General features: G+C 69.2%; 12 protein-coding genes and 6 tRNA genes. 6 read left to right on the forward strand and 12 right to left on the reverse strand.

All coding sequences use genetic code 11. The annotated features are described in order from the left end of the window. Positions 1–106 precede the first annotated feature (106 nt). From msrB to E7742_RS06140, 4 genes are read right to left on the reverse strand one after another with little or no spacing between them, the layout of a single operon-like run. On the reverse strand, positions 107–544 hold the full coding sequence (msrB, locus tag E7742_RS06125; protein ID WP_137798149.1) for a peptide-methionine (R)-S-oxide reductase MsrB: 438 nt from the start codon (positions 542–544) through the stop codon (positions 107–109). Between the two features lie 34 nt (positions 545–578). Next, complete coding sequence (locus E7742_RS06130; protein ID WP_137798150.1) at positions 579–1,844, reverse strand: glycosyltransferase family 87 protein; 1,266 nt, start codon at positions 1,842–1,844, stop codon at positions 579–581. A gap of 35 nt (positions 1,845–1,879) precedes the next feature. Beyond that, positions 1,880–3,445, reverse strand: coding sequence for an alpha/beta fold hydrolase (locus tag E7742_RS06135; protein WP_137798151.1), 1,566 nt, complete (start codon positions 3,443–3,445; stop codon positions 1,880–1,882). A gap of 22 nt (positions 3,446–3,467) precedes the next feature. Then, positions 3,468–4,253, reverse strand: a complete 786-nt coding sequence (locus E7742_RS06140) for a pyrimidine reductase family protein (protein WP_441346912.1) — start codon at positions 4,251–4,253, stop codon at positions 3,468–3,470. A 34-nt stretch (positions 4,254–4,287) separates the two neighbouring features. Here E7742_RS06140 and zapE point away from each other — a divergent pair, with 34 nt between their 5' ends. Beyond that, on the forward strand, positions 4,288–5,301 hold the full coding sequence (gene zapE / locus E7742_RS06145; protein WP_137798153.1) for a cell division protein ZapE: 1,014 nt from the start codon (positions 4,288–4,290) through the stop codon (positions 5,299–5,301). Positions 5,302–5,340: 39 nt separating this feature from the next. Here zapE and E7742_RS06150 read toward each other — a convergent pair whose 3' ends face one another. Together E7742_RS06150 and E7742_RS06155 are read right to left on the reverse strand one after the other, a co-directional pair. Next, complete coding sequence (locus E7742_RS06150) at positions 5,341–5,871, reverse strand: GNAT family N-acetyltransferase (RefSeq protein ID WP_137798154.1); 531 nt, start codon at positions 5,869–5,871, stop codon at positions 5,341–5,343. Between the two features lie 65 nt (positions 5,872–5,936). Next, positions 5,937–7,139, reverse strand: coding sequence for an MFS transporter (locus E7742_RS06155; RefSeq protein WP_254699172.1), 1,203 nt, complete (start codon positions 7,137–7,139; stop codon positions 5,937–5,939). A gap of 58 nt (positions 7,140–7,197) precedes the next feature. Between E7742_RS06155 and E7742_RS06160 the strand changes: the two genes are divergently transcribed. Next, a complete protein-coding gene (locus E7742_RS06160; protein WP_137798156.1) occupies positions 7,198–8,613 on the forward strand; it encodes a GH1 family beta-glucosidase in 1,416 nt (471 codons plus the stop codon). Positions 8,614–8,776: 163 nt separating this feature from the next. Here the strand turns inward: E7742_RS06160 and E7742_RS06165 are convergent. From E7742_RS06165 to E7742_RS06185, 5 genes are all read right to left on the reverse strand, one after another. Continuing rightward, a tRNA-Val gene (locus E7742_RS06165) sits at positions 8,777–8,851 on the reverse strand. A 64-nt stretch (positions 8,852–8,915) separates the two neighbouring features. Further along, positions 8,916–8,991: transfer RNA gene (locus E7742_RS06170), tRNA-Gly, on the reverse strand. Positions 8,992–9,031: 40 nt separating this feature from the next. Then, a tRNA-Val gene (locus tag E7742_RS06175) sits at positions 9,032–9,106 on the reverse strand. Position 9,107: 1 nt separating this feature from the next. Beyond that, positions 9,108–9,178: transfer RNA gene (locus E7742_RS06180), tRNA-Cys, on the reverse strand. Positions 9,179–9,203: 25 nt separating this feature from the next. Further along, a tRNA-Gly gene (locus E7742_RS06185) sits at positions 9,204–9,276 on the reverse strand. Between the two features lie 395 nt (positions 9,277–9,671). Between E7742_RS06185 and E7742_RS06190 the strand changes: the two genes are divergently transcribed. After that, positions 9,672–9,743, forward strand: a tRNA-Val gene (locus E7742_RS06190). A gap of 88 nt (positions 9,744–9,831) precedes the next feature. Here E7742_RS06190 and E7742_RS06195 read toward each other — a convergent pair. Then, positions 9,832–10,683 carry a hypothetical protein gene (locus E7742_RS06195; RefSeq protein ID WP_137798157.1) on the reverse strand — a complete coding sequence of 284 codons (852 nt, stop codon included), beginning with the start codon at positions 10,681–10,683 and terminating at the stop codon, positions 9,832–9,834. Positions 10,684–10,998: 315 nt separating this feature from the next. Here E7742_RS06195 and E7742_RS06200 point away from each other — a divergent pair, with 315 nt between their 5' ends. The 3 genes from E7742_RS06200 to E7742_RS06210 all read left to right on the forward strand — a co-directional run bounded on the left by E7742_RS06200 (position 10,999) and on the right by E7742_RS06210 (position 14,217). Next, positions 10,999–11,490, forward strand: coding sequence for a TIGR02611 family protein (locus E7742_RS06200; RefSeq protein WP_137798158.1), 492 nt, complete (start codon positions 10,999–11,001; stop codon positions 11,488–11,490). A gap of 109 nt (positions 11,491–11,599) precedes the next feature. Then, positions 11,600–13,660 carry a threonine--tRNA ligase gene (gene thrS, locus E7742_RS06205; RefSeq protein ID WP_137798159.1) on the forward strand — a complete coding sequence of 687 codons (2,061 nt, stop codon included), beginning with the start codon at positions 11,600–11,602 and terminating at the stop codon, positions 13,658–13,660. Next, a complete protein-coding gene (locus tag E7742_RS06210; RefSeq protein WP_137798160.1) occupies positions 13,657–14,217 on the forward strand; it encodes an HIT family protein in 561 nt (186 codons plus the stop codon). The genes thrS and E7742_RS06210 overlap by 4 nt, the downstream gene beginning before the upstream one ends. The last annotated feature ends 28 nt before the right edge of the window (positions 14,218–14,245 follow it).

A 14,245-nucleotide genomic window follows, 5' to 3' on the forward strand; every position in this document is an offset into this window, starting at 1 on the left:
CAAGCTACCAGTACCTTGGTAAGCAAGGTAGTGGTTTCGGCGGCAATCGAAGAGGGGGGTCGCGGATTGCCGGACAGCCCCGAGGGGCTGTCCGGCTCGCGTCGTACTAGGAACCGTCCGCGGGCTGGAGCCGGAGCGAGATGCTGTTGATGCAGTAGCGCTGGTCGGTCGGCGTGGGGTAGCCCTCGCCCTCGAACACGTGACCGAGGTGGCTGTGGCAGCTGCTGCACAGCACCTCGACGCGGTGCATCCCGAGGGAGTCGTCGGCGCGCAGGATGACGGCGTCGGAGTCGGCCGGATCGAAGAACGACGGCCAACCGCAGTGCGATTCGAATTTCTCGGTGCTGCGGAACAGCTCCGCCCCGCAGGCGCGGCAGGTGTACACGCCTTCGGTCGTCGTGTCGGTGTACTCGCCGACGTGCGGCCGCTCCGTGCCGGCCTGCCGCAGCACGTGGTACTCCTCGGGCGTCAGCTGGGCGCGCCATTCATCGTCGCCTCGGCGGACCTTCGGTTCGGGCAGCCCGGAATCCTGTGTGGAACTCATGACTCCACGCTAGTACCTGCCGCCGACGGGAGCGTCAGACCTTGGCGGGAGCGGGAGCCGGGGCCACCGCGTCCGCGACGAGGAAGTCCGGGTCGATACCGCGATCGAGCCGGTTCTCGCGTCTGGCGGTGAGGTACCGGTTGACGAGGACCGCGAAGACGACGATGAGGAGCAGGCTCCAGCCCATCGTCGGCTTGAGGTACTCGGCTGCCCGCCCGGCCTGCAGGAAACGATACGAGATCCAGTCGTCGGCACTCAGGACACCGTAGAACGCGAGCCATGCGGGCCAGTTGCGGACGACGGAGTTACGGAGCACGACCGTCATCACCAGCGGGAACAGCAGCATCGAGTAGTACAGCTGACCGAGCGAGCCCAGCAGGAACGACGCGGTGAGCAGCACACCCGAGGCCGTCGCCACGAAGAACAGCTCGTCCTGGCGGTAGTACCGGTACAGCAGCCACAGCGACACCGCGACGATGGCCGCGAAGGCGATGCGCAGCGCCCAGATCAATGCGACCGGCAGGCCGAAGTACGTGCCGTTGCCGACGATCGAGCTGTTGAAGTAGTCGCGCGACTCCATCAGGTACGGCAACGTGTGGTGCACGAACTCCATGGGATCCGCCGACAGCGGCCATGCCACCGCGGTCAGGACCAGCGGGATGCCGATCGCGGTGACGAACACCTTCCACTGGCCGCGCACCAGCGGCAGCAGCAGCAGCGGCGCGAGGATGGGTTTGACCGCGAACGTCAGTCCGATCGCCGCGCCCGACCACATGTCCTTCCGGCGCAGCAGCAGGAACAGGAACGCGATCTCGCCGAGCAGCACCAGGCCGTTGATGTTGGAGAAGATGAGCGTGTTCGACACGGTTTCGGTGGAGAACGCGGCGAACAGCAGGATCGGCGCGGCCACGGAGTCGAGTGCCAGGCCGAACATCTTCAGCAGCAGGTAGAGCGCGACGATGACGGCGACGGTGTTGGCCAGGATGAACAGCCAGCGCGACTTCTCGGGATCGAGGATCGCGAGCGGAGCCATCAGCAGGGTGCCGCTCGGTGGGTACAGGTAGTGCGGGTCCACCGAATTGAAGTTGGCGGTGTAGACCTCGCGACGATTGAGGAACGCCAGCGCCGCCTGGTAGACGGGCGAGAAGTCGTCGGTGACGGATCCGTTGACCGCCCTCACGACCACTCGTTGGATCACCGTCATCACGGCGAGGGGCCACAGGGCGAAGTTGATGACCTCGGCGGTGGTGCGGCCGGTGCGCGGCTCGAATCGTCGAAGGAACACTACGGCACGGTACACCGGCGAGCCGTCGGGACAGCTCGGCCACCCCGGGCTCACGCCGGGCAGGCGCTCCCGTTGGTCGGCAGCAGCGCCGAATCCAGGTAGCGGCCCAGGGCCAGGCGGGCACACGACGAGTGGGTGGTGACGGGATGGCCGTAGCCCTCCCACGTCAGCGTCGCCGACGTGGCCCCCGCGCCGGTGAGTGTGCCGGTGACCGTGGCCAGGCCGGTGTTGCCGACGACGGGATCGGCGGCCCCGCTGAACACGAGCACGGGGATCGGGACCGCACTGGGCAGCGGCGGCGGCGCCATGGTCGGCCAGGCGGCGCACCGCATGAGCCCCAGCGCAGCGTCGGAGCCGAACACCGGGTACTCGGCACTCCATTCCTGGGCGAGTTGCGCGGCGCGTCCGGGGCCGGGCCACTGCTGCCCGTCGCTGCAGCGGGCGACGAACTGGCCGTCGGTGCCGCCGGTGGCGGTCGTCGCGCGAATCAACCCCTGGAGCGGTCCGAGGTCGCCGCGGTCGGCGGCGGACAGGATGTCGGCCAGTTCACGGACCCGGCTCGTCTGGTCGCCGCGCGGCGACCCGAGGAATCCCGACACGGCAGCCAGCAGCGCGCTCGACGACACCGTGCCGAGGTCGCCGGCGGCGGCCCGATCGCGCAGGCCGGTGAGCGCCGCCGTCGGATCCGGGCCCAGGGCGCAATTCAGCGCGGCGCAGCGGCGGGAGAAGTCGGCCAGCGCGGCCTGGCGGCCCTGCACCCGCTGCTCGGCCGCTGTCGGGGCGTCCACCGTGGTCGGGGTGGGCGCGTCCAGCACCAGGCGGCCGAGCCGGGACGGGTACTTCGCCGCGTACGCGAGCGCGACCGCCGAACCGTTGCCGGTCGCGAGCACGCCCAGCGTCTCCACCTGCCACAGCTCGCGCAACTGTTCGAGGTCGTCTGCGGCGTGCGCGGTGTCGAAGGCGAGCGCGTGCGGCTGCAGCGCGTCCGTGCATGCCACCGCGGCGTCGCGCCCGAGCGCCGCGACCTTGTCGGCCGGCGCCGCATCGCCCGGGGTGAACTGCCCGAGATCGGCGAGTTCCTGGCGATCCAGCGACTTGCCGCAGTCCAGCGGCGTCGACGCGCCGATCCCACGCCGGTCGACGGCGACGATCGGTTGCCGCGCCAGCAGATCGGCGCTGGGGCCGGTCGCCAGCGCCGCCAGCGTGGTCGACGACGCGACATCGGACCCCGACGTGAGGACCACCGGCGCGGCGTCGTGGGGCGTCCGGTCCGTGCGAGCACGCACGGCGCCGACCTGGATGGGACCGACCGCACCGCCCGTCGGGTCGAGGGGCGCGGTGAAGGACGCGCATTCGAGCGACACCCCGGCCGGCGCGGCACCGAGGCCGAGCGGCGAGAGGGTGGCGTCCGTGCAGTCGACCCAATCCAGGTCGCGGACCGGCTGCTGCAGCTGCAGCGCCGACGGCGTCGGGTCGGCCGCGCGGGAAGAGCCGTCCCGGTGCTCGACGACGGCGATCTCCGGCCGGTCGGACGGGCCGGCGCCGCACGCTGCACACGCCGCGAGCACCGCACCGGTGATCGCGGTGACCCCGATCCTCTTCACGAGCGACTGCATGGCCGACAGCCTGCCAGGCCGATCACTCGGCACCGGCCCGGACCCAGCGGGTGAGGAGCGTCCCGTCGTCGTCGCCGAGGACGTGGGCTCGGGTCATCGGGACGGGATCGGTGCGGGCCGAGCCGGCGATCCGCCCGGCGGGCCCGGCGACCAGCAGCGGTGCGGCGGTCAGGCACAGCTCGTCGACCGCGTCCTCCGCGATGAGCGTGCCGAACAACCCGGGCCCGCCCTCGCACAGCACCCGCCGCAGCCCGCGCCGCTGCAGCACGGCGAGCAGCGCGGCCGCGCTCACGTCGTCGGTGGCGGCGACCTCGACGTCGCCGCCCGCGTCCCGCAGGCGCGCGAGGTGCGCGGGGTCCGCCCGTTCCGACGTCAGGATCACCGGCGGCACGGTGGTGTCGGTGAACAACCGTGACGCCGGATCCAGTCGCCCGCTGGCGGAGACCACGACGATCGGGGGGACGGCCGCCAGTCCGGCGCTGCGGCGTCGGGCGGCGCGCGCATCGCTGGTGCGGGCGCCGCCGTAGTTCTCGCCACGGGCGGTGCCGGCGCCGACGACGATCGCGTCCGCCAGCTCGCGTAGCAGCCCGAACACGCGCTTGTCGGCGGGTGTGCCGAGACCGGCGCTGGCGCCGTCGACGGTCACGGCCCCGTCGAGGCTCGACACGAAGTTGACGCGAACCCACGGCCTGTCGAGCCCGACCGGATATCCGTACAGTGAACGCAGGTCGTCATCGGTCAGCCGATCCGGCCGGTCGCCGCTGCCCTCGGGCCGTGTGAAGTAGGTCGCAATATCCAGACGGTGCACGTGTTCGATCACAGCACGTCGATACCCTCTATGCATGCATGCACGTCTTGTCGATCGCAATCCGGTGGTGCCGGCCGATCAATTGGTTGCTCAGATGGTGCCGCCGGCGATGTTCGACGACGTCAGCTTCGCGTCCTACATTCCCGACCCGAAGGAACCCAGCCAGGCGGCGGCGGTCCGCAAGGCCGAGGAGTTCTCCCAGCGGGTCGCCAAGATCCGCAGCGGCGGTCGGCGCGGTCTGTTCGGCAAGAAGACGCCCGCCACCGGTGCGGGGCTCTACCTCGACGGTGGTTTCGGTGTCGGCAAGACGCACCTGCTCGCCTCGATCTTCCACAGCTCGCCGTCACCCAAGGCCTTCGGCACGTTCGTCGAGCTGACGCACGTGGTCGGCGCGCTCGGCTTCAACCGCGCGGTGGAGGAACTGTCGAACCACAGCGTGCTGTGCATCGACGAGTTCGAGCTCGACGATCCGGGCGACACCATGCTGGTCTCGCGCCTGCTGACCGAGCTGTCGGCGCGCGGTGTGTCGATCGTCGCGACGTCGAACACGCTGCCGGGTCAGCTAGGTGAGGGCCGCTTCGCCGCCCAGGACTTCCTGCGCGAGATCAAGAAGCTCGGCTCCATCTTCGAGACCATCCGGGTCGACGGTCCGGACTACCGCCACCGCGACCTCCCACCGGCACCCGAGCCGACCGACGACGCCGATCTCCAGGAGCGCGCCGACGCAATCGAGGGCGCCACGCTCGACGACTTCGACGAGCTGTGCGCGCACCTGAGCACCCTCCACCCGTCGCGCTACGGCAAGCTCGTCGAGGGTGTCCCGGCCGTGTTCATCCAGGGTGTCCACCCCGCGCAGGACCAATCCGTGGCACTGCGCCTGGTGGTCCTCGCCGACCGCCTGTACGACGCCAGCATCCCGGTGACGGTGTCGGGCGCCAAGCTCGACGAGATCTTCACCCCGGAGATGCTCGCCGGCGGCTACCGCAAGAAGTACCTGCGCGCCACCTCGCGGCTGCTCGCGCTGTCGCGCTTCGAGGTCGCGGCCTGATCGGGACCGCCCGGTCCTGCCGATGATGCGGCGCAGCCGTCAGAGGCTGCGCTGCATCACGTAGTCGTGGTGGGTCTGCGTACCCACCCGGAACGTCTTGGTGCCCACCTTCTCGAACCCGTTCTTGACGTAGAAGCGTTGGGCGCGTTCGTTCTCCTGATTGACCCCGAGCCACACGCCCGCGCAGTTCTCGTTGCGTGCGTGGGTCACGGCGGCCTCCATCAGTGCGGCCGAGACCCCCGAGCCGTGCCTGTCGGGCAACACGTACAGCTTGCTGATCTCGGTGGTCGGGCGCAGTGAGACCGCGGACTGGATGTCGTGGTCGTCGGGGGTTCCGTCGACGAGCATGACGTAGCCGACGATCTCCCCGCCGGAGGTGGCCTTGAGCACCGTGCGGGTGGGGTCGGTGAGGTACTCGCTGAACTTCTCCGCCGAGAGCACATCGTCGATGAACGCCGCGATGTCCTCCCTGGTCGCGTGCGGCGGACAGGCCAGCGGGAAGGTCACCGCGGCCACGTCGGCCAGTGCCTCGGCGTCCCAGATCCCGGCGCGGTCCACGGAAATCGTCACTGCTTCACCTCGTCGCGTGCATCGGGTCCGTCCCGGTAAGTACACCACTTGGCGGGCGGGGGCGGTCACGCGCCGGTGCGGGCACCCTCCGTGTCGGCGGTGTCCGGCCGGGCCGGACGGGGCGCGAACGCCGGTGCCAGCAGGAACAGTGCGGCCGCGAAGAGCAGCGGCGCCACGAAACCGAGACGCAGGTCCGACGTCCACGCGATGCCGCCGATGACGGCGCCGCCGAGCACCGTGCCGGCGTAGTTGAAGAGATTGAGGCGGGCGATGACGGTGTCGGTGCGGCCCGCCGGCGCGAGTCGACCGGCCGCGCTGAAGCACAGGGGGGCGACCACCGGCGCACCGAGTCCGACGACGAAGAAGCCGGCGATGGCCACGGCCGGGGCCTGTGCCAGGACGACCACCAGCAGGCCGATGACGCTGACCGCGGCGCCCACCCGAACCACCGCAATCTCGCCGAACCGTCGCACCCAGTGGTCGCCGGTGAGCCGGGAGATCAGCGCGGTGATCTGGTACGCGGCCATGGCGAGGGCCGCGGTGCCCGCGTCGGACAGCAGCACCTCCTTCAGATACAGCGCCGACCAGTTTCCGATCCCGAAGTCGATGGCATAGAAGAGCACCATCGCGATGCCGAGCGCCAGGAACGGCCACAGCGGGAGGGCCAGGGGAGCGGTGGACGTGTCCGCGGTGTGCTGGTGGCCGGTGCGCAGAAGACGCGGTCCGATCGCCGCGCAGCCGATCGCGGCGACGGCCGCGGCGATCAGTACGCACGCGGTGACCGACAGATCGAGCGCGGAACATGCCGAGACGAACAGCGCTCCGGCGATCGCACCGACGCTCCATGCTGCGTGGAAGGAGGAGAGGATCACCCGGCCGTAGAGATGCTGGATCGACACAGCCTGCATGTTGGCGGTGGCGTCGACCATGCCCAGGCCGATGCCGTAGAACGCGAACGCCACGAGGAACGCCGCGGTCGACGATGCGAGCGCGATGGCCACCGCGGCGAGCGCGATCGCGAACAGCCCCACCCGCAGCGTGGTGCGGCTGGAGGTGGCCTTCGCGAGTTGTTCGGCGACGACACTGCCGACCCCGGCCACGACGGACACCCCCACGACCGCCCCCACCACGAGACTCTCGGTGAACCCGAGATCGTCCTTGAACTGGGGGAGTTGGGTGAGCAGAACCGCCAGCACGAAGCCCTGCAATCCGAACGCGACGGCGGCGGCGACGCGGGCGGTGGCCTGGGCGTTCGGGTCTCGCGTCACTGGACGAGTGTCCAAGGTTCGGCTCCGTTTCCTCGGGTTCTCTGCTTCACTGCTCATCATGGCGGCACAGCATCCGATTCCGGGTTTTCCCGACGATTTCGTGTTCGGTGTCGCGGCCGCGGCGTACCAGATCGAGGGCGCCGTGACCGAGGGTGGGCGCGGACGCTCGATCTGGGACGAATTCTGTGCCGTCCCGGGCGCCGTCGCGCGCGGTGAGTCCGGCGCGGTCGCGACCGACCACTATCACCGCTACCGCGAGGACGTCGCCCTCATGCGGGACCTGGGCGTCGACGCCTACCGGTTGTCGGTGTCCTGGCCGCGGATCCGCCCCGACGGCACGGGGCCCGTCAACGCGGCCGGCCTCGACTTCTACGACCGGCTGGTCGACGAATTGTGTGCGGCCGGCGTCACTCCCGCGGTGACACTGTTCCACTGGGACCTCCCGCAGGCGCTGCAGGACGACGGCGGGTGGATGAACCGGGCGACGGCCGAGCGGCTCGCGGAACTCGCGACCGTCGTGGGGAAGCGGCTGGGCGATCGCGTCGGGATGTGGATGCCGCTCAACGAGCCGGTCGTCCACACCCTGTACGGCCATGCGCTGGGCGTGCACGCCCCCGGCCTCGCACTCGGGTTCGGTGCGCTGCAGGCGGCGCACCACCAGCTCCTCGGTCACGGATTGTCGGTGCAGGCGCTGCGGTCGGCGGGGTGCGGCAACATCGGTATCGCGTCGAACCACGCGCCCGTGCACCCCGCGACGGACGGACCCGCGGACATCGAGGCCGCCGACGTCTACGACCACATCGTCAACTGGACGTTCGCCGACCCGGTTCTGCTGGGCAAGTATCCGGCGGACGAGTTGGCGGCGCTGCTCACGGGCCCGGTGGACGACGATCTCGCGACCATCGCCCAGCCGCTGGACTGGTACGGGGTCAACTACTACGAGCCGACCGTGATCGCAGCCCCGGGTGACGGCGCGGGCACCGTCGGCGTGCTGGAGGTGGATCTCCCGCCGGGCCTGCCGTTCGCGCCCGTGCCGCTGCAGGGTTACCCGACAACCGACTTCGGTTGGCCGATCGTGCCGGACGGGCTGCGGGAGATCCTCACGCTCTTTCGGGACCGCTTCGGTTCCGCGCTGCCACCGGTGTACATCACCGAGAGCGGCTGCTCGTTCCACGACCCGGATCCGGACGCGGACGGCCGGGTGCGCGACACTCGGCGGATCGACTACCACGCCGACCATCTGGCCGCCGTCCGTGCCGCGATGGATGCCGGTGTCGACGTACGGGGCTACTTCGTGTGGTCGATCCTCGACAACTTCGAGTGGGCCGCCGGGTATCGCGAACGGTTCGGGCTGGTCCATGTCGACTACGACACCCTGGACCGGACGCCCAAGGACTCGTATCGGTGGTTCCAGGCGATGCTGACCGCGCGCCGGACCGACCGAAACGGGGACACCAGGCTGCCCGGAAGTTGAACGAGCCCCAGCCGTGGATGGGGGCATGACTGGGGCTCCGCACCATCGGGGGGATGGCGTGACTCACGGTACCTGAGGGATCCCTCATGTCCTCCCCGGCGCACGGGCGGCCCACCCCGGAACGCGAGAAGGGGCACTTCCGTGTGGAAGTGCCCCTTCTCGGTGGTGCGCGATACTGGGATTGAACCAGTGACCTCTTCCGTGTCAGGGAAGCGCTCTCCCGCTGAGCTAATCGCGCGGGTCTTTCGGGTCGAAAACCCCGAGTTTCCCCGGGGTCTTCGGACCGACCTGACGGCCGATCATGGAGCGGATGACGGGATTCGAACCCGCGACCCTCACCTTGGCAAGGTGATGCGCTACCAGCTGCGCTACATCCGCGTGTGACACTCAAGATCTCAGCAGCATACTGCGTCGAACTTGGTGCGCGATACTGGGATTGAACCAGTGACCTCTTCCGTGTCAGGGAAGCGCTCTCCCGCTGAGCTAATCGCGCGAGGTGGAGACGGGAATCGAACCCGTGTGCACGGCTTTGCAGGCCGTTGCCTCACCACTCGGCCACTCCACCATAAAAGGTCGAGTCCAACCTCTCGAGCGGATGACGGGATTCGAACCCGCGACCCTCACCTTGGCAAGGTGATGCGCTACCAGCTGCGCTACATCCGCATTTGCTCCGGCGGGGCGTTTCCGCTTCCCCGGTGCGGTGAGAACATTAGCGGACCATTTGAGAAAGGCACAAATCTCCTGGTCAGAACATGAATAGCGGGCATCGAGACTTGTATGCGACCTCCGTCGACCCCGCCGCGGCGGGTCTGTGTGGGATCTCGTTCCCGCCGTGGGTTCCGCCTGGGGGTTCCGCGACCCACGCGCGCGTGCGGCCACGCGCCTGTGCGCGCGAGAGGGCTCGTCCACGCGGGCCGACCGCCGCCGAGTCGGGCCGGTGCCGCGGTCGGCCGGCACCGTCTTCCGGAGCCGAAAAGCCACCGACCAGGGGATTCGTGTTCGGCGCAGGTGCGTGTTAGTGTTTCGTCTCGTTCGACCGCGACAGTTCGTCGCGGTTCGGTCCCGTGGCTCAGTGGAAGAGCGTCCCGTTCACACCGGGGAGGTCGCTGGTTCGATCCCAGCCGGGACCACGCACGATATTCGAGAAGCCGCCCCTCCAGCAGGAGGGGCGGCTTTCTTCGTATCTCCGGCCGGGAGGACCGTCGTGCCGGGCAGCGGTCAGGGCCCCTCGATCGGCGCGGATACGACGAGGATGTCGGACGGGACGGCGTCGACGACCCATCCGCCGAGGGGGTCGCCCGGGAACTGGGTCGCCACGACGTCGGCGACCACATCACGCAACGGAACCGTGGGCGACGGTTGCGGGGCCGGGCCGAACGCACGCAGCACGTCGGTCGTCTGGTCGGCGGCGGTGCCGTTGGTTGCCGCCGCCACCGAGTAGCCGTTCCCGATGGTGGCCGAGTTCACCACCGGCGGACCGTAGTCGGACCATCCCCATTTCGTGCCTTCCGCGCCGGGGAGGCGGGCGGTTCCCCAGTTCTGGTACGTCCCGTCCGCAGCCGCCGGGGCGGCGTCGCGCATCCACCCGAGGATCGGCGACCGCGGGTCCTGGGCCTTCTTGACCTCGAGGAACCGGACGGTGTCGGCGGTGGAGGTGTAGGAATTGCCCCAGAACGCCGCGCCCGAAGTCGCGGTCAACCCGTACTGCGCGGCCGGTCCGTCGATGGAATTCGGATACTTCGCATAGAGCCGGGACGCCGCGCCGTCGTCGGAGAAGCGGATCATCCGCTCGGCGAGCTCGCGGTCGGTGGTGGAACCGTCGCCGTGCTGGAGGGCGAAATCGGCGATGTACAGCTTGACGGTGGACAGCCCGGGTCGCGCCGCGAACTGATTCGCCGTCCCGACGCTCCACCCCGTGTTCGAGTCGGTGAACGTGAGCGCGGTGCGGTCCGGGACGGATCCCAGGTCGCCGGGGACGATGGGAGCGGCCGGCGCCTGGCCTGCCGTGCCGGGGAACACTGCAATGGCCGCAGCGGCCCCGAGTCCCAGTGGAGTGATGCGGTATTTCACGAGGGTCCGCCCTTCGTCGTCGAATATCCGGACATGCGCGCATCGGGATGTTCGACCGGCTGTCGCGCCGCCCGAAAACCCTTGTGTACCTACAGACATTCGTCGACGAACCGCTCTCGCTGTTCCAAGTCCAATCGTAGGACGGGGGCGGCGGATCCGCTGCGCTCCGAGGGAGCGGCCACGCCCGCCGCCGGCAGCCTGCGGGCCGCGCTGCCGGGTTTTGCCACGAGCCGGCTCCGGGGTCCTCGGTAGTCTGGGACGGTCGGAGGGTCGTCCCCGCCGACGGGGCCTCGAGCGCGACGGTAGGTGTGGACGATGGGTGATCCGGTGACCGGGGAGAAGGCCGCCGAACGCGACCACGGGTCGGCGGGCCCGGAAGAGTCCGGTTTCCGTCCGGGTCAGGCGCTCGAGGAGATCGAGAACAAGTGGCGACGCCGTCGCCGGCGAATCGCCGCGAACACGTCGCTCAACCTCGCCTATCGCATCGGCGTGGGGGTCGTCGGCACGCTCGTCCTGGCCGCGGGCATCGTGGCGATTCCGTATCCCGGTCCGGGGTGGCTGATCGTGTTCGCCGGACTGGGCATCCTCGCCTCCGAGTTCGCGTGGGCGCACCGGCTGCTGCACTGGGTGCGCGCCCGTTACGACCGTTTCATGGAGTGGTTCTCCCACCAGTCCGCCGTCGTCAAGGCGCTCGGGGTGCTGTTCACGACGATCGTCGTCGTCGCGACACTGTGGGTGCTCGGCACCTTCCATCTGCTCGGAACGTGGGTGGGACTCGAGCAGCCGTGGTTGGAGAGCCCGCTGTAACGCGCGGTCGGCGCGACGGTGGTACGGCTCCACTGATCACGATGCGGTGCCGATAACATGGGATCGCCCCTCATCCCGGGGCACACCTCATACCTAGGAGCGCATCGCCGTGACCACGCCCGCATCCGTTACCCCAGCCGCACGCGTCCGAGTGCCCGCCGGGACCACTGCGGGCACGGCGGTTCGCGAGGCGGGCCTGCCCGGCAAGGGCCCCGACGCGGTCGTCGTGGTCCGCGACGCCGAGGGCAACCTCAAGGACCTGTCGTGGGCGCCGGACGTGGACGTCGAGGTCGAGGCCGTCGCCGCGGACACCGAGGACGGGCGCAGCGTCATCCGACACTCGGCCGCGCACGTGCTCGCGCAGGCCGTCCAGCAGGAGTTCCCCGAGGCCAAGCTCGGTATCGGCCCGCCGATCAAGGACGGCTTCTACTACGACTTCCAGGTGGAGCGCCCGTTCACGCCCGAGGATCTCGCCAAGCTCGAGAAGCGCATGAAGAAGATCGTCAAGGACGCGCAGCGCTTCTCCCGGCGGGTGGTCGAGGATCTCGAGGACGCCCGCACCGAACTGGCGAGCGAGCCGTTCAAGCTCGAGCTGATCAGCGACAAAGCAGACGAGTCGCTATCTGACGACCCCGAGGTCATGGAGGTCGGTGGCGGCGAGCTGACGATCTACGACAACCTCAACCCGCGCACCGGTGAGGTGATCTGGAAGGACCTGTGCCGCGGTCCGCACATCCCGACCACCAAGTACATCCCGGCCTTCAAGATCACCCGCAGCTCGGCGGCCTACTGGCGCGGCGACCAGAGCCGCGAGGACCTCCAGCGCATCTACGGCACCGCGTGGGAGTCGACGGAGGCGCTCGACAAGCACCTCGAGCTGCTGGCCGAGGCGGAGCGCCGCGACCACCGCAAGCTCGGTGCCGAACTCGATCTGTTCTCGTTCCCGGACGAGCTGGGCTCGGGCCTGCCGGTGTTCCATCCCAAGGGCGGCATCATCCGCCAGGAGATGGAGAACTACTCCCGCAAGCGGCACGTCGAGGAGGGTTACGAGTTCGTCTACTCGCCGCACATCACCAAGGGACATCTGTACGAGGTCTCCGGTCACCTCGACTGGTACAAGGACGGCATGTTCCCGGCGATGCACATCGACGAGGAACTCAATGAGGACGGCACCGTCCGCAAGCCCGGTCAGGACTACTACCTCAAGCCGATGAACTGCCCGATGCACAACCTCGTGTTCGGGTCGCGGGGTCGCTCCTACCGGGAGTTGCCGCTGCGCCTGTTCGAGTTCGGCTCGGTGTACCGCTACGAGAAGTCCGGCGTCGTACACGGACTGACCCGGGTCCGCGGCATGACGCAGGACGACGCGCACATCTACTGCACCAAGGAGCAGATGCGCGACGAGCTGACCACCACGCTGCAGTTCGTGCTGGGACTGCTGAAGGACTACGGCCTCGACGACTTCTACCTCGAGCTGTCGACCAAGAACCCGGAGAAGTTCGTCGGCGACGACGCGCTGTGGGAAGAGGCCACCGAGACGCTGCGCGAGGTCGGTGAGGCGTCGGGCCTGAACCTGGTGCCGGATCCGGGTGGAGCCGCGTTCTACGGCCCGAAGATCTCGGTCCAGGTGCAGGACGCGCTGGGCCGCAGCTGGCAGATGTCGACGATCCAGCTCGACTTCAACCTGCCCGAGCGTTTCGACCTCGAGTACACCGGTAGCGACGGCACCAAGCAGCGTCCGGTGATGATCCACCGCGCGCTGTTCGGTTCGATCGAGCGGTTCTTCGGTGTCCTCACCGAGCACTACGCGGGCGCGTTCCCGGCGTGGCTGGCCCCCGTTCAGGTGGTCGCCATTCCGGTGGCCGAGGCGTTCGAGGATCACCTGTTCGACGTCGTCAGGCAGCTCAAGGCTGCCGGCGTGCGGGCCGAGGTGGACGTCAGCGACGACCGCATGCAGAAGAAGATCCGCAATCACACCACGCAGAAGGTGCCGTTCATGCTGCTCGCGGGTGAGCGGGACGTCGAGGCCGGAGCGGTGAGCTTCCGCTTCCGCGACGGCACGCAGGTCAACGGCGTGCCCGTCCAGAAGGCGGTCCAGATGATCGGCGAGTGGATCGGGCGTCGTGAGAATGCCTCGCCCACAGCCGAACTCGTCGGTGGTGCCCAGTGAGCGACCAGCCCGAGGAGAACACCGAGAACGGCGTGCTCGTCGACGTCGGCGCGGGCGACGCGGACCACCTGCAGCGACTGTGGTCACCGCATCGCATGTCGTACATCGCCGAGGCGCCCAAGACGTCGAGCTCGAGCGAGGGCCCGTTCAGCGAGATCCCCAAGCTCAGCGACGAGGACGGACTGATCGTGGCGCGCGGCGAATCCGTGTACGCCGTGCTCAACCTCTACCCCTACAACCCGGGGCACATGATGGTGGTGCCGTACCGGCGGGTCGCCGCGCTCGAGGACCTCACGGCCGAGGAGAGCGCCGAGCTGATGGCGTTCACGCAGCGAGCGATCCGCGTCATCAAGCGGGTCTCGCGGCCGGACGGTTTCAACGTGGGCCTCAACCTGGGTGGCGCCGCCGGCGGGTCGCTCGCCGAGCACCTGCACCAGCACATCGTGCCGCGGTGGGGCGGTGACGCGAACTTCATCACCATCCTCGGTGGCGCCAAGGTGATGCCGCAGCTGCTCCGCGAGACGCGGGCCTTGCTCGCGGGGGCCTGGAACGAGTGATTCACCGAGGTCCGGGGCACGGCATGGC

The sequence above is a fragment of the Rhodococcus sp. SGAir0479 genome, assembly GCF_005484805.1.
Lineage (GTDB): Bacteria > Actinomycetota > Actinomycetes > Mycobacteriales > Mycobacteriaceae > Prescottella.

What these genes read in the sequence shown, in the direction of transcription:
- msrB (WP_137798149.1), bottom strand. Translation starts at nt 544, where the DNA reads ATGAGTTCCACACAGGATTCCGGGCTGCCCGAACCGAAGGTCCGCCGA.
- E7742_RS06135 (WP_137798151.1), bottom strand. Translation starts at nt 3,445, where the DNA reads ATGCAGTCGCTCGTGAAGAGGATCGGGGTCACCGCGATCACCGGTGCG.
- zapE (WP_137798153.1), top strand. Translation starts at nt 4,288, where the DNA reads ATGCATGCACGTCTTGTCGATCGCAATCCGGTGGTGCCGGCCGATCAA.
- E7742_RS06160 (WP_137798156.1), top strand. Translation starts at nt 7,198, where the DNA reads ATGGCGGCACAGCATCCGATTCCGGGTTTTCCCGACGATTTCGTGTTC.
- E7742_RS06200 (WP_137798158.1), top strand. Translation starts at nt 10,999, where the DNA reads ATGGGTGATCCGGTGACCGGGGAGAAGGCCGCCGAACGCGACCACGGG.